The organism is Janthinobacterium sp. SUN073 (assembly GCF_030397665.1).
Taxonomy (GTDB): domain Bacteria; phylum Pseudomonadota; class Gammaproteobacteria; order Burkholderiales; family Burkholderiaceae_D; genus Janthinobacterium.
Genome location: NZ_JAPUBT010000018.1, coordinates 18,420 through 34,307, shown reverse-complemented (window position 1 = coordinate 34,307; position 15,888 = coordinate 18,420). Strand labels below are relative to the sequence as shown.

General features: G+C 60.0%; 21 protein-coding genes and 1 tRNA gene. 11 read left to right on the top strand and 11 right to left on the bottom strand.

The window, feature by feature from the left end; genetic code table 11:
- Positions 1–106 precede the first annotated feature (106 nt).
- The 6 genes from cysS (at position 107) to O0882_RS28130 (ending at position 6,477) form a co-directional block, all read left to right on the top strand.
- Entirely contained in the window at positions 107–1,504 is a 1,398-nt protein-coding gene (gene cysS / locus O0882_RS28155; RefSeq protein WP_289953340.1) for a cysteine--tRNA ligase, read from the top strand.
- On the top strand, positions 1,504–2,223 hold the full coding sequence (locus O0882_RS28150) for a DNA-3-methyladenine glycosylase 2 family protein (RefSeq protein WP_289953354.1): 720 nt from the start codon (positions 1,504–1,506) through the stop codon (positions 2,221–2,223). The genes cysS and O0882_RS28150 overlap by 1 nt, the downstream gene beginning before the upstream one ends.
- A 54-nt stretch (positions 2,224–2,277) precedes the next feature.
- Complete coding sequence (locus tag O0882_RS28145) at positions 2,278–3,252, top strand: acetyl-CoA carboxylase carboxyltransferase subunit alpha (protein ID WP_010396889.1); 975 nt, start codon at positions 2,278–2,280, stop codon at positions 3,250–3,252.
- A gap of 159 nt (positions 3,253–3,411) precedes the next feature.
- Positions 3,412–4,830, top strand: coding sequence for a tRNA lysidine(34) synthetase TilS (tilS, locus tag O0882_RS28140; RefSeq protein WP_289953339.1), 1,419 nt, complete (start codon positions 3,412–3,414; stop codon positions 4,828–4,830).
- A 196-nt stretch (positions 4,831–5,026) separates the two neighbouring features.
- Positions 5,027–6,274, top strand: coding sequence for an aspartate kinase (locus tag O0882_RS28135; protein WP_035817435.1), 1,248 nt, complete (start codon positions 5,027–5,029; stop codon positions 6,272–6,274).
- A 110-nt stretch (positions 6,275–6,384) separates the two neighbouring features.
- Positions 6,385–6,477, top strand: a tRNA-Ser gene (locus tag O0882_RS28130).
- Between the two features lie 64 nt (positions 6,478–6,541).
- On the opposite strand, the gene O0882_RS28125 is transcribed toward O0882_RS28130, so the two are convergent.
- The 9 genes from O0882_RS28125 to O0882_RS28085 all read right to left on the bottom strand — a co-directional run bounded on the left by O0882_RS28125 (position 6,542) and on the right by O0882_RS28085 (position 12,274).
- Positions 6,542–6,760 (bottom strand): AlpA family phage regulatory protein, encoded by a 219-nt coding sequence (locus O0882_RS28125; RefSeq protein WP_289953338.1) that lies wholly within the window; start codon positions 6,758–6,760, stop codon positions 6,542–6,544.
- The gene (locus O0882_RS28120) at positions 6,757–7,050 is read right to left on the bottom strand and encodes a hypothetical protein (RefSeq protein ID WP_289953337.1); all 294 of its coding nucleotides are present in this window, start codon (positions 7,048–7,050) and stop codon (positions 6,757–6,759) included. The genes O0882_RS28125 and O0882_RS28120 overlap by 4 nt, the downstream gene beginning before the upstream one ends.
- On the bottom strand, positions 7,047–7,430 hold the full coding sequence (locus tag O0882_RS28115; RefSeq protein WP_289953336.1) for a hypothetical protein: 384 nt from the start codon (positions 7,428–7,430) through the stop codon (positions 7,047–7,049). Before O0882_RS28115 ends, O0882_RS28120 begins: the two co-directional genes overlap by 4 nt.
- A 175-nt stretch (positions 7,431–7,605) precedes the next feature.
- Positions 7,606–9,717: a DNA cytosine methyltransferase gene (locus O0882_RS28110; protein ID WP_289953335.1), complete on the bottom strand. Its 2,112-nt coding sequence runs from the start codon at positions 9,715–9,717 to the stop codon at positions 7,606–7,608.
- On the bottom strand, positions 9,714–10,352 hold the full coding sequence (locus tag O0882_RS28105) for a hypothetical protein (RefSeq protein ID WP_289953334.1): 639 nt from the start codon (positions 10,350–10,352) through the stop codon (positions 9,714–9,716). The genes O0882_RS28110 and O0882_RS28105 overlap by 4 nt, the downstream gene beginning before the upstream one ends.
- A complete protein-coding gene (locus O0882_RS28100; RefSeq protein WP_289953333.1) occupies positions 10,349–10,645 on the bottom strand; it encodes a hypothetical protein in 297 nt (98 codons plus the stop codon). The genes O0882_RS28105 and O0882_RS28100 overlap by 4 nt, the downstream gene beginning before the upstream one ends.
- Positions 10,642–10,956, bottom strand: coding sequence for a hypothetical protein (locus O0882_RS28095; protein ID WP_289953332.1), 315 nt, complete (start codon positions 10,954–10,956; stop codon positions 10,642–10,644). Before O0882_RS28095 ends, O0882_RS28100 begins: the two co-directional genes overlap by 4 nt.
- A gap of 152 nt (positions 10,957–11,108) precedes the next feature.
- Entirely contained in the window at positions 11,109–11,507 is a 399-nt protein-coding gene (locus O0882_RS28090) for a hypothetical protein (protein WP_289953331.1), read from the bottom strand.
- On the bottom strand, positions 11,504–12,274 hold the full coding sequence (locus tag O0882_RS28085) for a LexA family transcriptional regulator (RefSeq protein WP_289953330.1): 771 nt from the start codon (positions 12,272–12,274) through the stop codon (positions 11,504–11,506). The genes O0882_RS28090 and O0882_RS28085 overlap by 4 nt, the downstream gene beginning before the upstream one ends.
- 80 nt (positions 12,275–12,354) lie before the next feature.
- On the opposite strand from O0882_RS28085, the gene O0882_RS29145 reads away from it, so the two are divergent.
- Together O0882_RS29145 and O0882_RS28080 are read left to right on the top strand one after the other, a co-directional pair.
- Positions 12,355–12,648 carry a YdaS family helix-turn-helix protein gene (locus tag O0882_RS29145; RefSeq protein WP_354670297.1) on the top strand — a complete coding sequence of 98 codons (294 nt, stop codon included), beginning with the start codon at positions 12,355–12,357 and terminating at the stop codon, positions 12,646–12,648.
- Positions 12,649–12,651: 3 nt separating this feature from the next.
- Positions 12,652–13,272, top strand: a complete 621-nt coding sequence (locus tag O0882_RS28080) for a hypothetical protein (protein WP_289953329.1) — start codon at positions 12,652–12,654, stop codon at positions 13,270–13,272.
- Here the strand turns inward: O0882_RS28080 and O0882_RS28075 are convergent, their stop codons facing one another.
- The gene (locus tag O0882_RS28075; RefSeq protein ID WP_289953328.1) at positions 13,273–13,482 is read right to left on the bottom strand and encodes a hypothetical protein; all 210 of its coding nucleotides are present in this window, start codon (positions 13,480–13,482) and stop codon (positions 13,273–13,275) included.
- On the opposite strand from O0882_RS28075, the gene O0882_RS28070 reads away from it, so the two are divergent.
- The gene (locus O0882_RS28070) at positions 13,481–13,954 is read left to right on the top strand and encodes a hypothetical protein (protein WP_289953327.1); all 474 of its coding nucleotides are present in this window, start codon (positions 13,481–13,483) and stop codon (positions 13,952–13,954) included. The genes O0882_RS28075 and O0882_RS28070 overlap by 2 nt on opposite strands.
- Here O0882_RS28070 and O0882_RS28065 read toward each other — a convergent pair.
- Positions 13,938–14,126 carry a hypothetical protein gene (locus O0882_RS28065; RefSeq protein ID WP_289953326.1) on the bottom strand — a complete coding sequence of 63 codons (189 nt, stop codon included), beginning with the start codon at positions 14,124–14,126 and terminating at the stop codon, positions 13,938–13,940. The two genes, O0882_RS28070 and O0882_RS28065, sit on opposite strands and share 17 nt — an antisense overlap.
- 254 nt (positions 14,127–14,380) lie before the next feature.
- Between O0882_RS28065 and O0882_RS28060 the strand changes: the two genes are divergently transcribed.
- Together O0882_RS28060 and O0882_RS28055 are read left to right on the top strand one after the other, a co-directional pair.
- Positions 14,381–15,115, top strand: coding sequence for a hypothetical protein (locus tag O0882_RS28060; RefSeq protein WP_289953325.1), 735 nt, complete (start codon positions 14,381–14,383; stop codon positions 15,113–15,115).
- Positions 15,112–15,879 carry a replication protein P gene (locus O0882_RS28055; protein WP_219328192.1) on the top strand — a complete coding sequence of 256 codons (768 nt, stop codon included), beginning with the start codon at positions 15,112–15,114 and terminating at the stop codon, positions 15,877–15,879. Before O0882_RS28060 ends, O0882_RS28055 begins: the two co-directional genes overlap by 4 nt.
- Positions 15,880–15,888: the final 9 nt, after the last annotated feature.

Genomic DNA, 15,888 nt, shown 5'->3' with positions numbered 1-15,888 from the left:
CTCGACCAGTCTTGGCGCACACGGCAGTTCAGTGGCGCGGCACCCCCGGTGTCCGCGCCTGTCTGTCGTTTTGCCAGGCTGGTGGCCGCTCCACTTGCAAAGTACGATGAGCAATCTAAAGATTTACAACACCCTGGCTCGCGAGAAGCAGGTATTCGTCCCGATGGAAGCTGGCAAGGTACGCATGTACGTCTGCGGCATGACCATCTACGATTATTGCCATATCGGCCATGCGCGCATGATGATGGCGTTCGACGTCATCTACCGCTGGCTGAAAGCCTCCGGTTTCGACGTCACCTACGTGCGCAACATTACGGACATCGACGACAAGATCATCCGCCGCGCCGTGGAAAACGGCGAGACGATTTCCCAGCTGACGACGCGTTTCACCCGCTACATGGATGAAGACACGGCCGCGCTGGGCATTTTGACGCCCGACCACACGCCGCGCGCCACCGAGTACGTGCCGCAGATGCTGCGCCTGATCGAACAGCTGGAAGCGAAGGACCTGGCTTACCAGGGTCTTGACGGCGATGTCAATTACGCTGTGCGCAACTTCCCCCACTACGGCAAGCTGTCGGGCAAGTCGCTCGACGACCTGCGCGCGGGCGAAAGAGTCGACGTGAATACGGGCAAGCGCGATCCGCTCGACTTCGTGCTGTGGAAGTCGTCGAAAGAGTCCGAGCCGGAAGAAGTCAAATGGGATTCGAAGTGGGGCAAGGGTCGCCCGGGCTGGCATATCGAGTGCTCGGCCATGTCCTGCGCCTTGCTCGGTGAACAGTTCGACATCCATGGCGGCGGCGCGGACTTGCAATTCCCGCACCACGAAAACGAGATCGCCCAATCCGAAGGCGCGTTCGGCCATACCAGCGTGAATTACTGGATACATAACGGTTTCGTACGCCTGGACAATGAAAAAATGTCCAAGTCGCTCGGGAATTTCTTCACGATCCGTGAAGTGCTGCAAAAGTTCGATGCCGAAGTGATCCGCTTCTTCATCCTGCGCGCGCACTACCGCAGCCCGTTGAATTACTCGGACGTGCACCTCGATGATGCGCGCCTGTCCCTGACGCGCCTGTACACGGCGCTGGCCGACGTGGTGGTGGAAGAGGGTGCCATCGACTGGAGCGAGGCGCATGCCGTGCGCGTGCGCGACGCCATGGATGACGATTTCAACACGCCGCTGGCCGTGGCCGCCCTGTTCGACCTGGCGACGGAAGTCAACAAGAGCAAATCGCCGGCCCTGGCGCGTCAATTGAAGGGCCTGGCGGGCGTATTCGGCTTGCTGGAACGCACGCCGCAGCAATTCCTGCAGGCGACCGTCGGCGCCGCCGCCGGTGGCGTCGATGAAGCCGCTGGCATCGAAGCGGCCATCGCGGCGCGCAGCGCGGCGAAAAAAGCGCGCGACTTTGCGCAGTCCGACAAGATCCGCGCCGAACTGTTGGCGGCGGGCATCATTCTTGAAGACAAGCCTGACGGCTCGACCAACTGGCGCCGCGCATGATGCCAACGTCCAGGGAAAACGGGGAAGCCCCCAAGGTGACGGACTTGGCGCAAGTGATCCAGGTGCCGCACTACTGGGAAGAGGCGAAGATCGAGCTGATGAAGCGCGACCGCATCATGAAAAAGCTCATCCCGCAATTTGGCGACCTGCACCTGGTCGGCCATAGCGACCCGTTTACCACCCTGGCCCGTTCGCTGGTGGGGCAGCAGATCACGCCCAAGGCGGCGGATGCCGCCTGGAAAAAGCTGCTGGCCGCTTGCCCGAAATGCACGCCCTCGCAAGTGCTGAAGGCGGGCGCCGAGCAACTGTCCGCCTGCGGCTTGTCCAAACGCAAGACCGAATACATCCTCGACCTGGCCGACCATTTCAAGGCCAAGCGCGTGCACGCCAGCCAGTGGGACCAGATGGATGACGAAGCCGTCATCGCCGAACTGGTGCAGATCCGCGGCATCGGCCGCTGGACAGCCGAGATGTTTTTGATATTTAATCTGTTACGGCCGAATGTCTTGCCGCTCGACGACCCCGGTTTAATCCAGGGCATCAGCGTCAATTATTTCTCCGGCGAACCAGTTTCCCGCAGCGATGCGCGCGAAGTTTCCGCCAATTGGGAACCGTGGCGCACCGTGGCGACGTGGTATTTGTGGCGCAGTCTCGACCCTGCAGCCGCCCCTGCCGCACCCGATGCAGCCCCCGGCGCAGCAGCCGGTACGGTAAAATAAACATAGATGACGCCGCGCGCCCTGGCGCCGTGGCCGGTAAAACCTGGAGGTACAATGACTAAAACGACTTTCCTCAATTTTGAACAGCCGATCGCGGAACTCGATTCCAAGATCGAAGAGTTGCGCTTCGTGCAAGACGATTCGGCCGTCGACATCTCGGAAGAGATCGACCGCCTGGCCAAGAAGAGCCAGCAGCTGACCAAGGATATCTACGCCAAGCTGACGCCGTGGCAAGTGGCGCAGATCGCGCGCCACCCGCAGCGCCCCTACACCATGGATTACGTGAATGAAATCTTTACCGATTTCCACGAATTGCATGGCGACCGCAGCTACGCGGACGATCTGTCCGTCGTCGGCGGCCTGGCCCGCTTCAACGGCCAGCCGTGCATGGTCATCGGCCACCAGAAGGGCCGCGACACGAAAGAGCGCGCCCTGCGCAATTTCGGCATGCCGAAGCCGGAAGGCTACCGCAAGGCCATGCGCCTGATGAAAGTGGCTGAAAAGTTCAACTTGCCCATCTTCACCTTCGTCGACACGCCAGGCGCCTTCCCCGGCATCGACGCGGAAGAGCGCGGCCAGTCGGAAGCGATCGGCCACAACCTGTACGTGATGGCGGAACTCAAGGTGCCGCTGATCGCCACCATCATCGGTGAAGGCGGTTCCGGCGGCGCGCTGGCGATTGCCGTGGGCGATGCCGTGCTGATGCTGCAATACTCGACCTACGCCGTGATCTCGCCGGAAGGCTGCGCCTCGATCCTGTGGAAGAGCGCCGAGCGCGCTTCCGACGCGGCCGAAGCGCTGGGCTTGACGGCGCACCGCCTGAAAGCCATGGGCCTGATCGACAAGATCATCAACGAACCGCTGGGCGGCGCCCACCGCGATCCGAAACAGATGGCCACCTTGCTGAAACGCGCACTGGCCGATACCCTGCGCCAGTTCCACGGCATGAAAACCAAGGACCTGCTGGCCGCGCGCCATGAAAAACTGCTGAGCTACGGCAAGTTCAAGGAAACCACGCCGAGCGAGTAATTTATTTAAACCCAACGGCAGAGTCTGGGGTCAGACCCTTAGGGTCTGACCCCGGCAGTTAAGGTCTTGGGTTAAAGCAAGCATCAAACACCAGGGACAGGCAGGTAGCCGAACACATTCGGCTACCGCCTGTCCCTCTTTGCATTCCCGGAGTCCACATTGAAAAAGCAACAAACCGCCACCGTCGCCGACATCTTCGCCCGCGCGCTGGACGCCTGCGTGCCGCCAGCCGGCAGTCCCGTCGGCATCGCCCTGAGCGGCGGCCTCGATTCCGCGGCCCTGCTGCACCTGGCGCATGCCTGGGCGCAGGAGCACGGTATGGCCTTGCACGCGTTTCACGTACACCACGGCCTGAGCCCGAATGCGGATGCCTGGCTGGCCCATTGCGAACAATTGTGCGCCGGCCTGGGCATCGCCTTCGAGGCGCGCCGTGTCACCCTGGAAAAGAATGCGAAGACGGGCACGGAAGAAGCGGCCCGCAAGCGCCGCTACGCGGCCCTGGGCGAGCTGTGCGCGGCGTACGGCGTGCGCCTGCTGCTCACAGCCCACCACCAGGATGACCAGGCCGAGACGGTGCTGCTGCAATTGCTGCGCGGCTCCGGCACGGCGGGCCTGTCCGGCATGGATGGCGCCAACAGCGCGCCCGAGCTGCTGGGCAACCCGGAGCTGGTGATGGCGCGCCCGCTGCTGTCGGTGTCGCGCAAACAGCTCGAAGCATATGTGGCGCAGCATGCGATCGCACACATCCACGACGAGTCGAACGACGATCCCCGCTTTGCCCGCAATGCTCTGCGGCACCAAGTGATGCCCGTGCTGGCGCAGGCGTTTCCCGGCTTCCAGGAGCGCTTCGCCCGCAGCGCCCAGCACGCGCAATCGGCGCAGCGCCTGCTGACGGAACTGGCGACGCAGGATCTGGCTGCTTGCCTCGAAGGCGACTGCATCGCATTGAGCAAGCTGCGTGAACTGAGCGCGGACCGCTGCTACAACCTGCTGCGCCACTGGTTCGGCACGCGCGGCTTGCGCATGCCATCGACGGCGTGGCTGGTGGAAATGCTGGCGCAATTGCTCGAAGCGCGGCCCGATGCGCAACTGCTGGTCACGCATCCCGAATGCCATGTGCGGCGCCACCGCGACCGTTTATATCTGACGCCGAAGCTCAATGACCTGGCGGGCATGCGCGAGCGTGACGACGCGGGCATTCCGGGCCTGGAAAAGGCTGGCCAGCAATTTGTGTGGCAAGGCGAAGCGAGCCTGGCCTTTCCCGCGTATGGCGGCGTGCTGCATTTCGATGCGGTGGAAGAGGGCGGCCAGGGTATCGATATTGCCTGGTTGCAAGCTCAAACCTTGACGATCGACTTCCGCCAGGGCGGCGAACGCCTGAAACTGGCCCTGAACCGTCCCACCAAGAGCTTGAAATACCATTATCAGGCGTTTGACGTGCCCGCCTGGGAGCGCGAACGCCTGCCACTTGTCTGTGCGGCGCAACAATTGCTGTATGCGGCGGGTATTGGCCTCGATTGCCATTGCCTGAGCCTGCTGGAACGTCCTCGCGTGAACCTGCGCTGGCTCTCCTGCTGAGCGTAAGGGCAGCCGCCACGGCCACTCTCGGGGTGGCCGGCAAGTGGCTGCCCATGCGCTCCCGACTGCATGGATTGGTTATTTCCATATGCGCAATCGGTATGAGCTAATGCGCTTTTTAGCTTGTTATTTTGCATTGCGGCATGTAGAGTAAAGCCCTCCTTTTTTATTCTTCTTGAGCGGAAACTTCACTCTTATGGCTTTAATCGTCCACAAATATGGCGGTACGTCGATGGGCTCGACTGACCGTATCAAGAATGTCGCCAAGCGCGTTGCCAAGTGGCACGACGCTGGGCATCAAATCGTGGTGGTGCCATCGGCCATGTCGGGCGAAACCAACCGCCTGATTGGACTGGCCAAGGAAATCATGGATCAACCCGATCCCCGTGAACTTGACATGATCGCCTCGACAGGCGAACAAGTGTCCGTCGGCCTATTGTCGATGGCACTGCTGGCGATCGGCAAACAAGCCGTATCCTATGCTGGCTGGCAAGTCGCGATCAAGACCGATTCCGCCTTTACCAAGGCACGCATCCAGTCGATCGATGACGAAAAAGTCAAACGCGACCTCGATGCGGGCAAGATTGTCATCATTACCGGTTTCCAGGGCGTCGACGAACACGACAACATCGCGACCCTGGGCCGCGGCGGTTCCGACACCTCGGCCGTGGCGATCGCCGCCGCCATGAAGGCGGCCGAGTGCCTGATCTTCACGGACGTCGACGGCGTCTACACGACCGACCCGCGCGTGGTCTCCGAGGCGCGCCGCCTGAAGACCATCACCTTTGAAGAAATGCTGGAACTGGCGTCGCTGGGTTCCAAAGTGCTGCAAACGCGTTCGGTGGAATTTGCCGGCAACTACCGCGTGCCCACGCGCGTGCTGTCGTCGTTGACCGACCCGATGTTGCCGCTGGAAATAGAAGCCAATTCAGGCACCCTGATTTCGTTTGAGGAAGATACAAACATGGAACAAGCAGTCATCTCCGGCATCGCCTTCAACCGCGATGAAGCCAAAATCACCGTGCTCGGCGTGCCCGACCGCCCAGGCGTGGCGTACCACATCCTGGGACCGGTGGCGGATGCGAACATCGAGGTCGACATGATCATACAGAATCAGTCGGTCGACGGTAAAACGGACTTCACCTTCACCGTTTCGCGCGGCGAATACACGCGCGCGCTGGCCGTGCTGGAAGCGAACCGCGAATCGCTGGGCGCGGCCAGCATCACGGGCGACGCGAAAGTGTCGAAACTGTCCGTCGTCGGCGTGGGCATGCGCAGCCATGTTGGCGTGGCATCGCAAATGTTCCGTACCCTGTCGGAAGAGGGCATCAACATCATGATGATCTCCACTTCCGAAATCAAGATCTCCGTGCTGATCGATGAAAAGTACATGGAACTGGCCGTTCGCGCGCTGCATAAAGCGTTCGAGCTGGAAAAAGCTTAAATATCTAAAAATATTGCCCCACGCCCTTGACCAAAGGGGGGGCAATCGATATTATGACGTTCGTCGCTGCAGCGCAGTTAGCTACAGAGACATAGTTGAGTAATCAGCTAGGAGACGTGGCCGAGTGGCCGAAGGCACATCCCTGCTAAGGATGCATACGGCTTATACCTGTATCGTGGGTTCGAATCCCACCGTCTCCGCCAGTATTCTGAAAAAGCCCCTGTGAAGGGGCTTTTTCTTTTTCCCCTACCCACATCTCTACCCCCATTAGTTTTTTGCCGACGGCGTACGCGCATCCGCGATAATTTGTTCTTGCCATGCTGCGATTGCTGTCGAATCCCACACCACCGCGCGCGGCCCCAGGCTGATCGGCGCAGGGAAGGTGCCCTTCTTGATGCGGTCGTAGATGGCCGTGCGCTGGATGCCGACGATTTCGATTACGGAGGGAAGGCGCAGGAATTTTCGTACTTCGGTCATAGTGCTCATGATGTGCTTTCCAGTTGTTTCAGGGGTTTGATCAGGTCGAGCTGGCGCGGATCGCTTTTATCCAGCACGTAGATGTAGGTCATGCCGGCCGGCGAGAGGTCGTCGCAGTCCGGCTTGTCGTTGGCCACGGCCAGCGCGGCGGCCGTCGAACACACGCCCACGGAGCGCTCGAACAGGCAGCCTTCGCAGCTGGGCGCGTGCGCTTCCTGCGCTTTGAAGCGCACGCTCGATGGATTAACCGGTTCGCCACGGTCACCGCGCCATTTATCGCTTGTGATGCATTTCGTCATATAGCCGCCTGTATATTGCGCCGCGCACATTCGGCAGCATATTCAAGCCAGGTTTCTACCACCGCGCCGCCACGTTTCACAACACTGCCGTTTTTGTCGACCTTTGGGCCGCGCACCATGATCACGGCTTCTCGAACTTCGCCGGGGCTGATCGCCAGCCAGTCGGCGCAAAACTGTGGCGTGTCCAGTTCAGGGCTTATTTTCACGCGCCGCGTAGCATCCTTAAACATCTTTTCCGCCAGGGCGTCGCGCTTGCCCCCCCATTCTGCGGGGGAGTAATTGCGGCGGTTCGCGCCTTCCCCTTCTCCGAAGGGCTGCTTTTTCGATGCCGCTGCTTTGCAGACACCGCGGCTGATACCAAATACACAAAATGCTCCCATGTTATCTCCCAGGTGAGGTTGTAGATTTGCGCTCACACGCAATGCAGCGGCCGTACTGGCGCAGTTGGCGCTCCGTACTGACCTTGCCGCAGGCGCAGCGCTTGCGGATTAGCGAATACACCGGCCCCCTTGTTGTTTGCTTGGTGCTGGCGTTCGAGGCGGGCTAGGTCGTACATCATGCGACCCTCGCAATCTCGCGCTCATGCGCGAAGTTGGCGAGGATTAGTGCCTTGGCCATGGGCGGGCACACCGAATTGCCGCACATGCGCACCTGGGCGCTCTTCGTCAGTTTCAGGCCCTGCGCCGGGTCGTCACCGATGATGTAGTCGTCGGGGAAGCCTTGGGCTCGGAACAGTTCGCGCGGCTGCAGCATGCGCAAGCCGATATCCACGATTTGATAGTCCTGGCCATGGATCGTTACCAGGCCGAAGCGGTCGCGGCTAGTGACCGTGGCCAGCGGATCGGCCAAGCCTTGCGACTGGTCGGTGCCGTAATAGGCCAGCAGGAACGAGCGCACCTCGGCGTGGTGCTGGCCACCGGCGCTGACCGTGCCCAGTGGCTCGTCGGTACCGGCCGCCGTGCTGGTGCCGCGCAGCTTGATCATGTTGCTGGTGACCAGCGCCGACTTGCCGCCACCGCCGGCCGTGACCGTGCCGAGCGGCGCATCGGCGGCGTGGCCGACGCTTGCGCCCATGTCGCGCTGGATGTGTGCCGTGACGATGCCCATGGCGTTTCCGGTGCCGGGCCGGGCCTGCTGACCACCAGCAGTGACCGTGTGCAAGGGTTCATCGAGGGGGCTGCCGGTGGCGCCGGTGCGAAACTTCGTGATGTGCGCCGACACCATGCTGAAATGGCCGCCCTTGACCTGGGCGCAGATCGTGCGCAGCGGTTCGTCGGCCGGCATCACGCGCTGATTGCTTGCGTTGGCGTGCTCGGTCAAGAAGGCCGTCACCAGGCTGTGGTGGTCGCATGCGGTGACTGTGCCGATAGGATCGGTCAAGTCGGAGCCGACGACGCCTGTGTAATGCTTGGCCAGGAATGCCGTGGCCACCACTTGATTGCCTGCGGCGGTGATAGTCGGTACCGGCATGTCGACGCGCGCGCCAGGGTGGCCCGTGGTATTGGTCATGACGAATGGCGCAAGCTCAGCCTCGACCAGCGCATGCTTCGCGGCCGCGCCCACCACCGTGCCCAGTGGCTTCTCGATGTCCAGGGCGCGCGGAGCCTGGCCCTCGCGCTCCCCGTAACCCACCTGAACCAGCGTGGCCACGCCCAGCGCCTTCTCGCCGCGGTGTGCGCCGGTGATGGTGCGGAATGGCTCGACGATGGATTCAGTGCGGTCGCCGCCCTGGTGCGTGACCGGGACGATGGTCGGCGCGCAGAAATAGCTGTCGTTGCGCGCCAGCAGCGTGCCGAACGGCCGGGCCGTCGGGCGCGGCTCGCCAGCGCGCGCTGGGCCGCCAGCACCGACGATGAACGGATCGGCCGCGTCGACCACGTAGCGCATGATGCCCTTGGCGATGCGACGCAGCGTCGCCGGCGCCAGCGGCCGGTCGCGCTCGAAGATTGACGGGCACGGCAGGCTGAAGTCGATGCACTCAGCCGCCGTACGGTACGGCAGCAGCTTGCCGGCACGCACGCCGATGCTGTCCGGCGCGCCATGGGTAGGCTCTGGCCACTTGATGGCGATGCCGTCGCGACGCGCCACCAGGAAGAAGCGTTTGCGGATAGTTGGCGTGTCGTGGTCGCATCCACGCATTTCGCGGTAGTCGACGGTGTAGCCGTGCGCGCGCAGCTGGCGGATGAACGAATCGAACGTCTTACCCTTCTTCGCCGGGTCCGGCTTAGCGCTGCCGTCGGCCTCGACCAGCAGCGGGCCCCACGTTTTGAATTCTTCGACGTTTTCCAGCATGATCACGCGCGGCTTGCACTTTGCCGCCCAGCGCAGCGTCACCCAGGCCAAGCCACGGATGCGTTTCTCGACGGGCTTGCCGCCCTTGGCCTTGCTGAAATGCTTGCAGTCCGGCGACAGCCAGACCAGGCCGACGGGGCGATTGTTCGTGACCTTGATCGGGTCGACGTCCCATACGCTCTCGCACAGGTGCGTGGTGTGCGGGTGGTTCGCCGCGTGCATGGCCAGCGCTTCGGGGTCATGGTTGATGGCGATATCGACCGGGCGGCCGAATGCCTGCTCCAAGCCGGTGCTGGTCCCGCCGCCGCCGGCGAAGTTGTCGATAATCAACTCTTCGCCTAGATCGAGCGATAAGGTGAACCAGTCGCGCTTCATGCTGCTACCCGTTCAGGCGCTATCGCTACCTTCGATTGGTCGTATTTCTCGATACCCCAAGCCAGCGCGTAGCAGCACCAGAGGAAGCGGTGCGAATAATCCTCGCTATCCACCTCGTAAAAATCGGGGAACACCTGCTTGCCGTTCCAAACAAAATCCCGCGCCGCGCGGTAGGCCGCGTCGGGGCCATCGTCGGCTTGATCCAGTACTTCGGATTGGAGCTCATCGCGCAGGCCGTGCCCAAGCTTTCCAGTCAGCCCCCGTTGCTCAATCCAGTCCATGACATTCGCCCTGAATTTCTCGGCCGAGTATTTCCGGTAGCCGTCGCGATCTGTCGCCTGAAGCTTTTCGCCCCAGTACGAGAGGTTGACCGCCAACTTGGCGCCGTTGCGTTTTTTGTACTCCCTATCTGTGCGGAAGAACTCAAACATGTCGGTCAGTCGCTGAAACACGTAGGTGCCCATGTCGCCGGTGTAGCAGAGGTAGCCCGGCCAGGTGATCAGGTCGAAGTGCATGCAGCTCGTGCCCGGCTTGGCGAACCGGATATGTCGACTCACGCCGTCTTCACGGATCACGGTCATCGCATGCTCGGCGACGTCGCGCAGGAATTGCTCTTCGGGGGAGGTGGCGCTCACAGTGCACCGCCTTTCACATCCAGCAGCTGTTCGAGGTCGCGCTCAAGGTGAGTGCGGGTGATGATGGCGCAGTTGGCCTGGATGCGGCGGGCCGTCTCGATGCTGGTGAGGCGGTCGATCTCGGCCTGCGACGACACGCTGCCGGCGCCCCAGCCCAGGACCAACACGGACACTAGGATGATGGCGGCGCTGGCTGCTGGCTCGATTTCGCCCAGGCTCATGGCCAGACTGCCGGTGATGGCGCCGATGATGGCCACGGCGATGATCAGGTAGATGTTGAACTTGAATTTCATGCTGCACCGCCTTCCAGAGCGGCGAGGGCGGCCTTGAAGTTGAGGCGGGACATGCGTGCGTCGGCCTGGGCCTGATCCATGCCCCAGTTGTGCATGAACATGGCGCGGATCTCGGCGACGAGCTCGCTGTCCGCGGGCCACAGTTCGGCGTCGAGCAGGTTGTCGGCGATCAGGTCGATTGCCGAAGCTGGCGCGGTGCCTGGTCGATCATTGGCGTTGGCGTGGATGAGTGCGTTGCATTCAGCGCAGGTGAGGTAGGGGATTTTAACGGTGGCGCTGGGCGCTGGTGTGCTGCTGGCGGCGTGTGACATTTTCTCTCCATCGGTTGAGGTGGTGCGTCGATGGATGAATAGTAGCACTGCTATTTATTCGATGCAATAGCAATGCTATTTAAAATAAATATTTTTATGAGGAATAAAAAAACCCGCACGATGGCGGGCTTTTGCTTGTTCAGATTTTAGGCTTATGTGGGGAATGGCTCGCCGCAACGGCGACACTCATGCGCGTCACCCGCACCCATGTGGTGACAGTTTCGGCAGATTGACACAGATTTGCTTGTAGCGCCGGAATCAACCGGCTCTGTCTCGGATTGCTCTTGCTCGACTGGGAGTGCCTCATTATTTTGGGGTTTCGAAAGCGACGAAAAACCCACTAAAATTGCTCCGACAACTGAAAGTATTCCGGAAAAAATGAGAAAGCTCTGGCGTTTTGCGATCAGGTCTATGTTGGAAACCCGCATGTCAGGCGAGGTTACACCATATCCGTAATCCCTCGCGGAAACACCAACAGTCGTGTCCATAAAAAGACTGAAAGTTGCTAGAATTAGCCCTGCTACAAGTATCAAAATTCCTGCTAATTTCATATCCGCTCCGTTTCCCTTTTGACGACCCTACCGACTACCAGGCAATCACTGTTACTGCAGCGTTTCCGTCGATACTTTTGCTGGTCTGGATTGTCAGATGTAAGCCACCATTCGCCAGATTCACGCATGAAGCGCTTAATCACAGCCTCACCTTCATAATTTACTGCGTAGACCTTGCCATCAGTGATCTTTGTGTCAGCCGTATTGACAATCACCAGATCGTCGGCATACAGGTTCGGTTCCATACTCTCACCTTTTACCGACATTGCTATCAGTTTGCCAGGGTTGAAGCCGTTCCTGTCCACCCAGTTTTTACTTACGCTCAATTTGCTACCGTCGTAGATCTCAGGAACTGTTTGAAAGCCAGTTACGCCTGCTGATAGTCGCAGCTGGACCTTCGGAATCTGGTAAAAATCCGGATTATTCGGATCAGCCAAAATTACGTCTTGGTACTCGCCAGCTAATTCGCGCACGTCAAGTTGAGGCGCTAATGTTGCCGATTGCGAAACATAGTCAATCTGAGAAGCAAGAGTAGGGCTGAATGCATGCACTTGCACACCAAGCCCGCGCGCAAAGGCTGTGGCCGCCTTTATGTTTAAAGGTCGGTGGCCTGACAGATACTGCCAAACCATGCTTTGAGACCCAAGTCCGTGCTGGGCGCCAAATTCTGCTTGCGACACTTTCGGCTCACGCGTGGCGAACAACTCCTTCAGCCGCGCGGCGTCTTCAAGTTGCCAATGCTCAAGTGTCTTTGTTTCTTTTTTCATGTTCAAAGTATAGCAATGCTATTTAATAGAGCAACGAGCATTGCTATTGACTTGTGCAATAGCAATGCTATTATTGTGGCATGAACCTCTCAACCTACTTGGCAGACTCGAAGATCCGAAAGGCTGACTTCGCCCGGCTTCTCAAAATTTCCCCAGCAGTGCTTCACCAGTGGCTGAAGGGGATTCGACCTATTTCAATTCGATATTGCGCCGCAATCGAAGGTTTGACTAACAAGCAGGTAACCAGGCAAGAGCTGCGACCTAACGATTGGAGCTTGATTTGGCCCGATCTCGTCACCGCTTCTGGTGGGGGCATTGGCCCTCGAAGTGTCCAGCATTCAACCGAAGCCAGAGTAACCCACACCGAGGAATAAATCATGCGTATTGAGTCGCACAGAACTTTGATCGGCATCTTGCGTGCGCACGTTGCTGAATGGCGGCGGGCCGCAGGCCTGTCGATTGCGAGCGCGGTCGATGTCGTCGTCAAGGCGCACGAGCTGACTGGTGGCCCTGGTGCGACCGGCATCCGCTTCGATGCTCATACGGACGAGTTCCAGCGAGTGAAAAACAATTCCGACCGCGTCATGCGCTGGCTCGACGACGAAACCAAGGACAGCAATTTCCTGCCGGCGAACTTCGTTTTCTCCATCCTTGCCGGCATGCCCGATGACGCGCGCGTGCACTGCCTGAACGACATGCTGCGTCGCTTCGGCCTGTGCGTCCGCGCCATCGAAACGCAAGACGAGGGTGGCCTGGGCCTGGGCGATATCTGCGATCTGGCCAGCGCCGACGCTGACGCGCTGGCATCGCTGGCCGCCGTCGTGGCAGCGCCCACCCAAGCCAATTACGAGATTGCGCTGCGCAAGGCCGCACGGGCAGCTGAGAAGAAGGCGCGCATCGTGCGCATCCTCACTGGCGCGCGCCGCGCCATGTCGCGCACCAAGGACGTTCTGCAGCGGGTGCTGCATCCCGGGCGCGGGGCGCGGGATAAGGTTTAGTCAGAATGGGATACCGCTGTCCCGCAGATCAGGTGGAAACCTAAGGTGCAGCGAAATCTGCGCGCTTTTTGTCTCGGGTAGGTCGTCAGATTCTTGGAAGTCGATGTCGTTGACGGTCACCACACATGCCCTGTTGGTCAGTTTCTGCAGCGTATCCGAGAGGGCAATTTGAAGTTCAACCATTGAAATGTTTTTTAAGGGATGTGTCATGGGAATTACTACTCCGTTGGTGAATGAAATTTTGCAGCATTTCGCCAGGGTCTTTCCGATGCCTGGTCGTATTGATGGCCGCGAAGATTACCTGGCCCTGGTGAATATCTGGGCCGACCAGCTTGAACCATACACCGACGAGCAAGTGAAAGACGCTTGTCACCGGGTTATGGGCAAGCTGAAGCGTTTTCCCTATCCGTCGGACGTGCGCGATGAGTTGGCGCCAGCAAGCGCCGCATCGACCACGGTCGCCAGCTTGTCGATCGAGGTCGATACCAGATCGATCGACGCAGCGGTAGCCAAGGTCGAGCACCTGAAAGAGAAAATTTGCGTAGGCGCTGACCGGGATTGCCAGCCCCAGCTGATCTATACGCTGGGACTGATACTGGAAGAGAGCAAACGGACAAATGAAATGCTCTCTCAGTTTGCCAAAGCCAAAAAAACAGAACAGCTCGTTACTGCGTCTCTCTGATCATTTCCGAAATAGCGCGGAGTTCATTAACTACACCTTGAACGTATTGCTCAATTCCCGGATTTTTTATGAATTCGTTGTGATCAATTCCGGCTTCTCTAGCGGCTATAACGAGCCGCTGTGCTGCCAGTTCTCGTACATGAAAGGCGAATAGCATTTCTGAGTAGTCCATGGGCAGTTCCTTTCGTAAATTGTTGAGTGGAATTGGCAATTTAACACGTGACGGAGCTGCCCGCCTAATTCCCGGCCTTTGCCGGAACAAGTTTCAAACGGGGCAGCGGCTGCGCAGCCGCGACCTGGCGAATCCAGCCCGCCGGTCACGCCCCGTCCCCATTCACGGCTGGATGGAAGGCTGGACATGATGTTGAACAACGACCAGGCGCATGCGATACGCGCCGTCGATGCCGGACGGGGTGGGTGGGAATAATGTCCAACCCCTGGTTCCGCATGTATGCCGAGTTCGCGCACGACCCAAAGGTGCAGATGCTGCCCGAGGTAATGCAGCGTCGTTACGTCATGTTGATGTGCATGCGTTGCAGTAACGCGCTTGTAACGTTACAGGCTGATGAGATTGCGTTTCACCTGCGTATCGACGCCGCGCAACTTGAAGAAACAAAGGCGCTTTTCCTCGCGAAAGGTTTTATCAACGAGGCGTGGGAACTGCTGAATTGGGAAAAGCGCCAGTTCAGTTCGGACACCAGCGCACAGAGGGTGGCGAAGCACCGGGCAGCCAAGAAAGCAGCCGAAGAAGCGGCTAGTAACGGCAGTGTAACGTTACCGCAACAGAACAGTAACGCCCTAGATACAGATACAGATACAGATACAGATACAGAAGAGAAGAGAAGAGCAAAGGCAACGTCAAAAGCAGAAGCCAAAGCCACCGCGTCGCGGTTGCCTGCCGACTGGTCTGCATCAACTGATGATATTGAATTTTGCAAAGCCGAGCGTCCCGACCTGGTGCCGACGCAGACCGAGCAGCGCTTCCGTGACTACTGGATCGCCCAGCCCGGCGTCAAGGGCCGCAAGGCGGATTGGCCGGCCACTTGGCGCAACTGGGTACGCAACGAGCGCGCGCCGCATGGAGCAGCCGGGCGCACGGCGAAGTTTGACCCGACCGCATTCGTCAATCGTGGCCGGCCGCAACCTGGGAGCCCGACATGAGCGCGCTTGCAACTGCCGGCAGCCAAAGCTGCTTCCTGGGCCAGTCCAGCACGGCGCCAAACTCGCGCTGGTTCGAGGTGCATCCGACCCTCAAGGTGTCGATGATCGAGCATCTGTACAACCGCCTGGACGGCGCATACCCGCACTGGTGGTCGTCCAATTTCGCCAGCGAGGTAGCGCTGCGGAACTGGGCCGAATCGTGGGTGGAGGCCTTCGAGGAAGAGGGGATCAGCCCCAAGGACGTCGCCGTCGGCCTGAAGGCCTGTCGTCTGCGCTACCAGAAGCCGCCGAGCTGCGCCGAGTTCATCCAGGCGTGCAAGCCGTTCGCAGACCCAGTACCGGCGTACCACGAGGCCATCGTCGGCATCGAGGCGCGCCGCAAAGGCGAGTGGGGCGTCTGGTCGCATCCGGCGGTCTACTGGTCGGCGACGCTGCTGGCGCGCGACCTGATGATGCAGTCGTACGGCCAGGTCAAGGATCGCTGGGCGGCCACGCTGAGCGCGCAACTGGCGCGCGGCGAATGGGCCGAGATTCCGGCGCCTGCGCCAGCGCTGCCGGCGCCGGGCAAGGGCAGCCTCTCCCGCGAGGATGCGGCCCGCATGCTTGCCGAACTGGAGGCCAGCGGCGTGACCAAGTCGCCACGAGCAACGCACTTCGACCACAAGACGTGGGCGCGAAAAATCATGGCGCGCTTGGCCAAGGGCGACAAGTCGCTGCAGGCCATGCAGATAACCAACGCCAAGACCGCCCTTGGCATTATTTGAAAGATACTA

What these genes read in the sequence shown, in the direction of transcription:
- cysS (WP_289953340.1), top strand. Translation starts at nt 107, where the DNA reads ATGAGCAATCTAAAGATTTACAACACCCTGGCTCGCGAGAAGCAGGTA.
- O0882_RS28150 (WP_289953354.1), top strand. Translation starts at nt 1,504, where the DNA reads ATGCCAACGTCCAGGGAAAACGGGGAAGCCCCCAAGGTGACGGACTTG.
- O0882_RS28145 (WP_010396889.1), top strand. Translation starts at nt 2,278, where the DNA reads ATGACTAAAACGACTTTCCTCAATTTTGAACAGCCGATCGCGGAACTC.
- O0882_RS28135 (WP_035817435.1), top strand. Translation starts at nt 5,027, where the DNA reads ATGGCTTTAATCGTCCACAAATATGGCGGTACGTCGATGGGCTCGACT.
- O0882_RS28125 (WP_289953338.1), bottom strand. Translation starts at nt 6,760, where the DNA reads ATGAGCACTATGACCGAAGTACGAAAATTCCTGCGCCTTCCCTCCGTA.
- O0882_RS28120 (WP_289953337.1), bottom strand. Translation starts at nt 7,050, where the DNA reads ATGACGAAATGCATCACAAGCGATAAATGGCGCGGTGACCGTGGCGAA.
- O0882_RS28115 (WP_289953336.1), bottom strand. Translation starts at nt 7,430, where the DNA reads ATGGGAGCATTTTGTGTATTTGGTATCAGCCGCGGTGTCTGCAAAGCA.
- O0882_RS28110 (WP_289953335.1), bottom strand. Translation starts at nt 9,717, where the DNA reads ATGAAGCGCGACTGGTTCACCTTATCGCTCGATCTAGGCGAAGAGTTG.
- O0882_RS28100 (WP_289953333.1), bottom strand. Translation starts at nt 10,645, where the DNA reads ATGAAATTCAAGTTCAACATCTACCTGATCATCGCCGTGGCCATCATC.
- O0882_RS28095 (WP_289953332.1), bottom strand. Translation starts at nt 10,956, where the DNA reads ATGTCACACGCCGCCAGCAGCACACCAGCGCCCAGCGCCACCGTTAAA.
- O0882_RS28090 (WP_289953331.1), bottom strand. Translation starts at nt 11,507, where the DNA reads ATGAAATTAGCAGGAATTTTGATACTTGTAGCAGGGCTAATTCTAGCA.
- O0882_RS28085 (WP_289953330.1), bottom strand. Translation starts at nt 12,274, where the DNA reads ATGAAAAAAGAAACAAAGACACTTGAGCATTGGCAACTTGAAGACGCC.
- O0882_RS29145 (WP_354670297.1), top strand. Translation starts at nt 12,355, where the DNA reads ATGAACCTCTCAACCTACTTGGCAGACTCGAAGATCCGAAAGGCTGAC.
- O0882_RS28080 (WP_289953329.1), top strand. Translation starts at nt 12,652, where the DNA reads ATGCGTATTGAGTCGCACAGAACTTTGATCGGCATCTTGCGTGCGCAC.
- O0882_RS28070 (WP_289953327.1), top strand. Translation starts at nt 13,481, where the DNA reads ATGGGAATTACTACTCCGTTGGTGAATGAAATTTTGCAGCATTTCGCC.
- O0882_RS28075 (WP_289953328.1), bottom strand. Translation starts at nt 13,482, where the DNA reads ATGACACATCCCTTAAAAAACATTTCAATGGTTGAACTTCAAATTGCC.
- O0882_RS28065 (WP_289953326.1), bottom strand. Translation starts at nt 14,126, where the DNA reads ATGGACTACTCAGAAATGCTATTCGCCTTTCATGTACGAGAACTGGCA.
- O0882_RS28060 (WP_289953325.1), top strand. Translation starts at nt 14,381, where the DNA reads ATGTCCAACCCCTGGTTCCGCATGTATGCCGAGTTCGCGCACGACCCA.
- O0882_RS28055 (WP_219328192.1), top strand. Translation starts at nt 15,112, where the DNA reads ATGAGCGCGCTTGCAACTGCCGGCAGCCAAAGCTGCTTCCTGGGCCAG.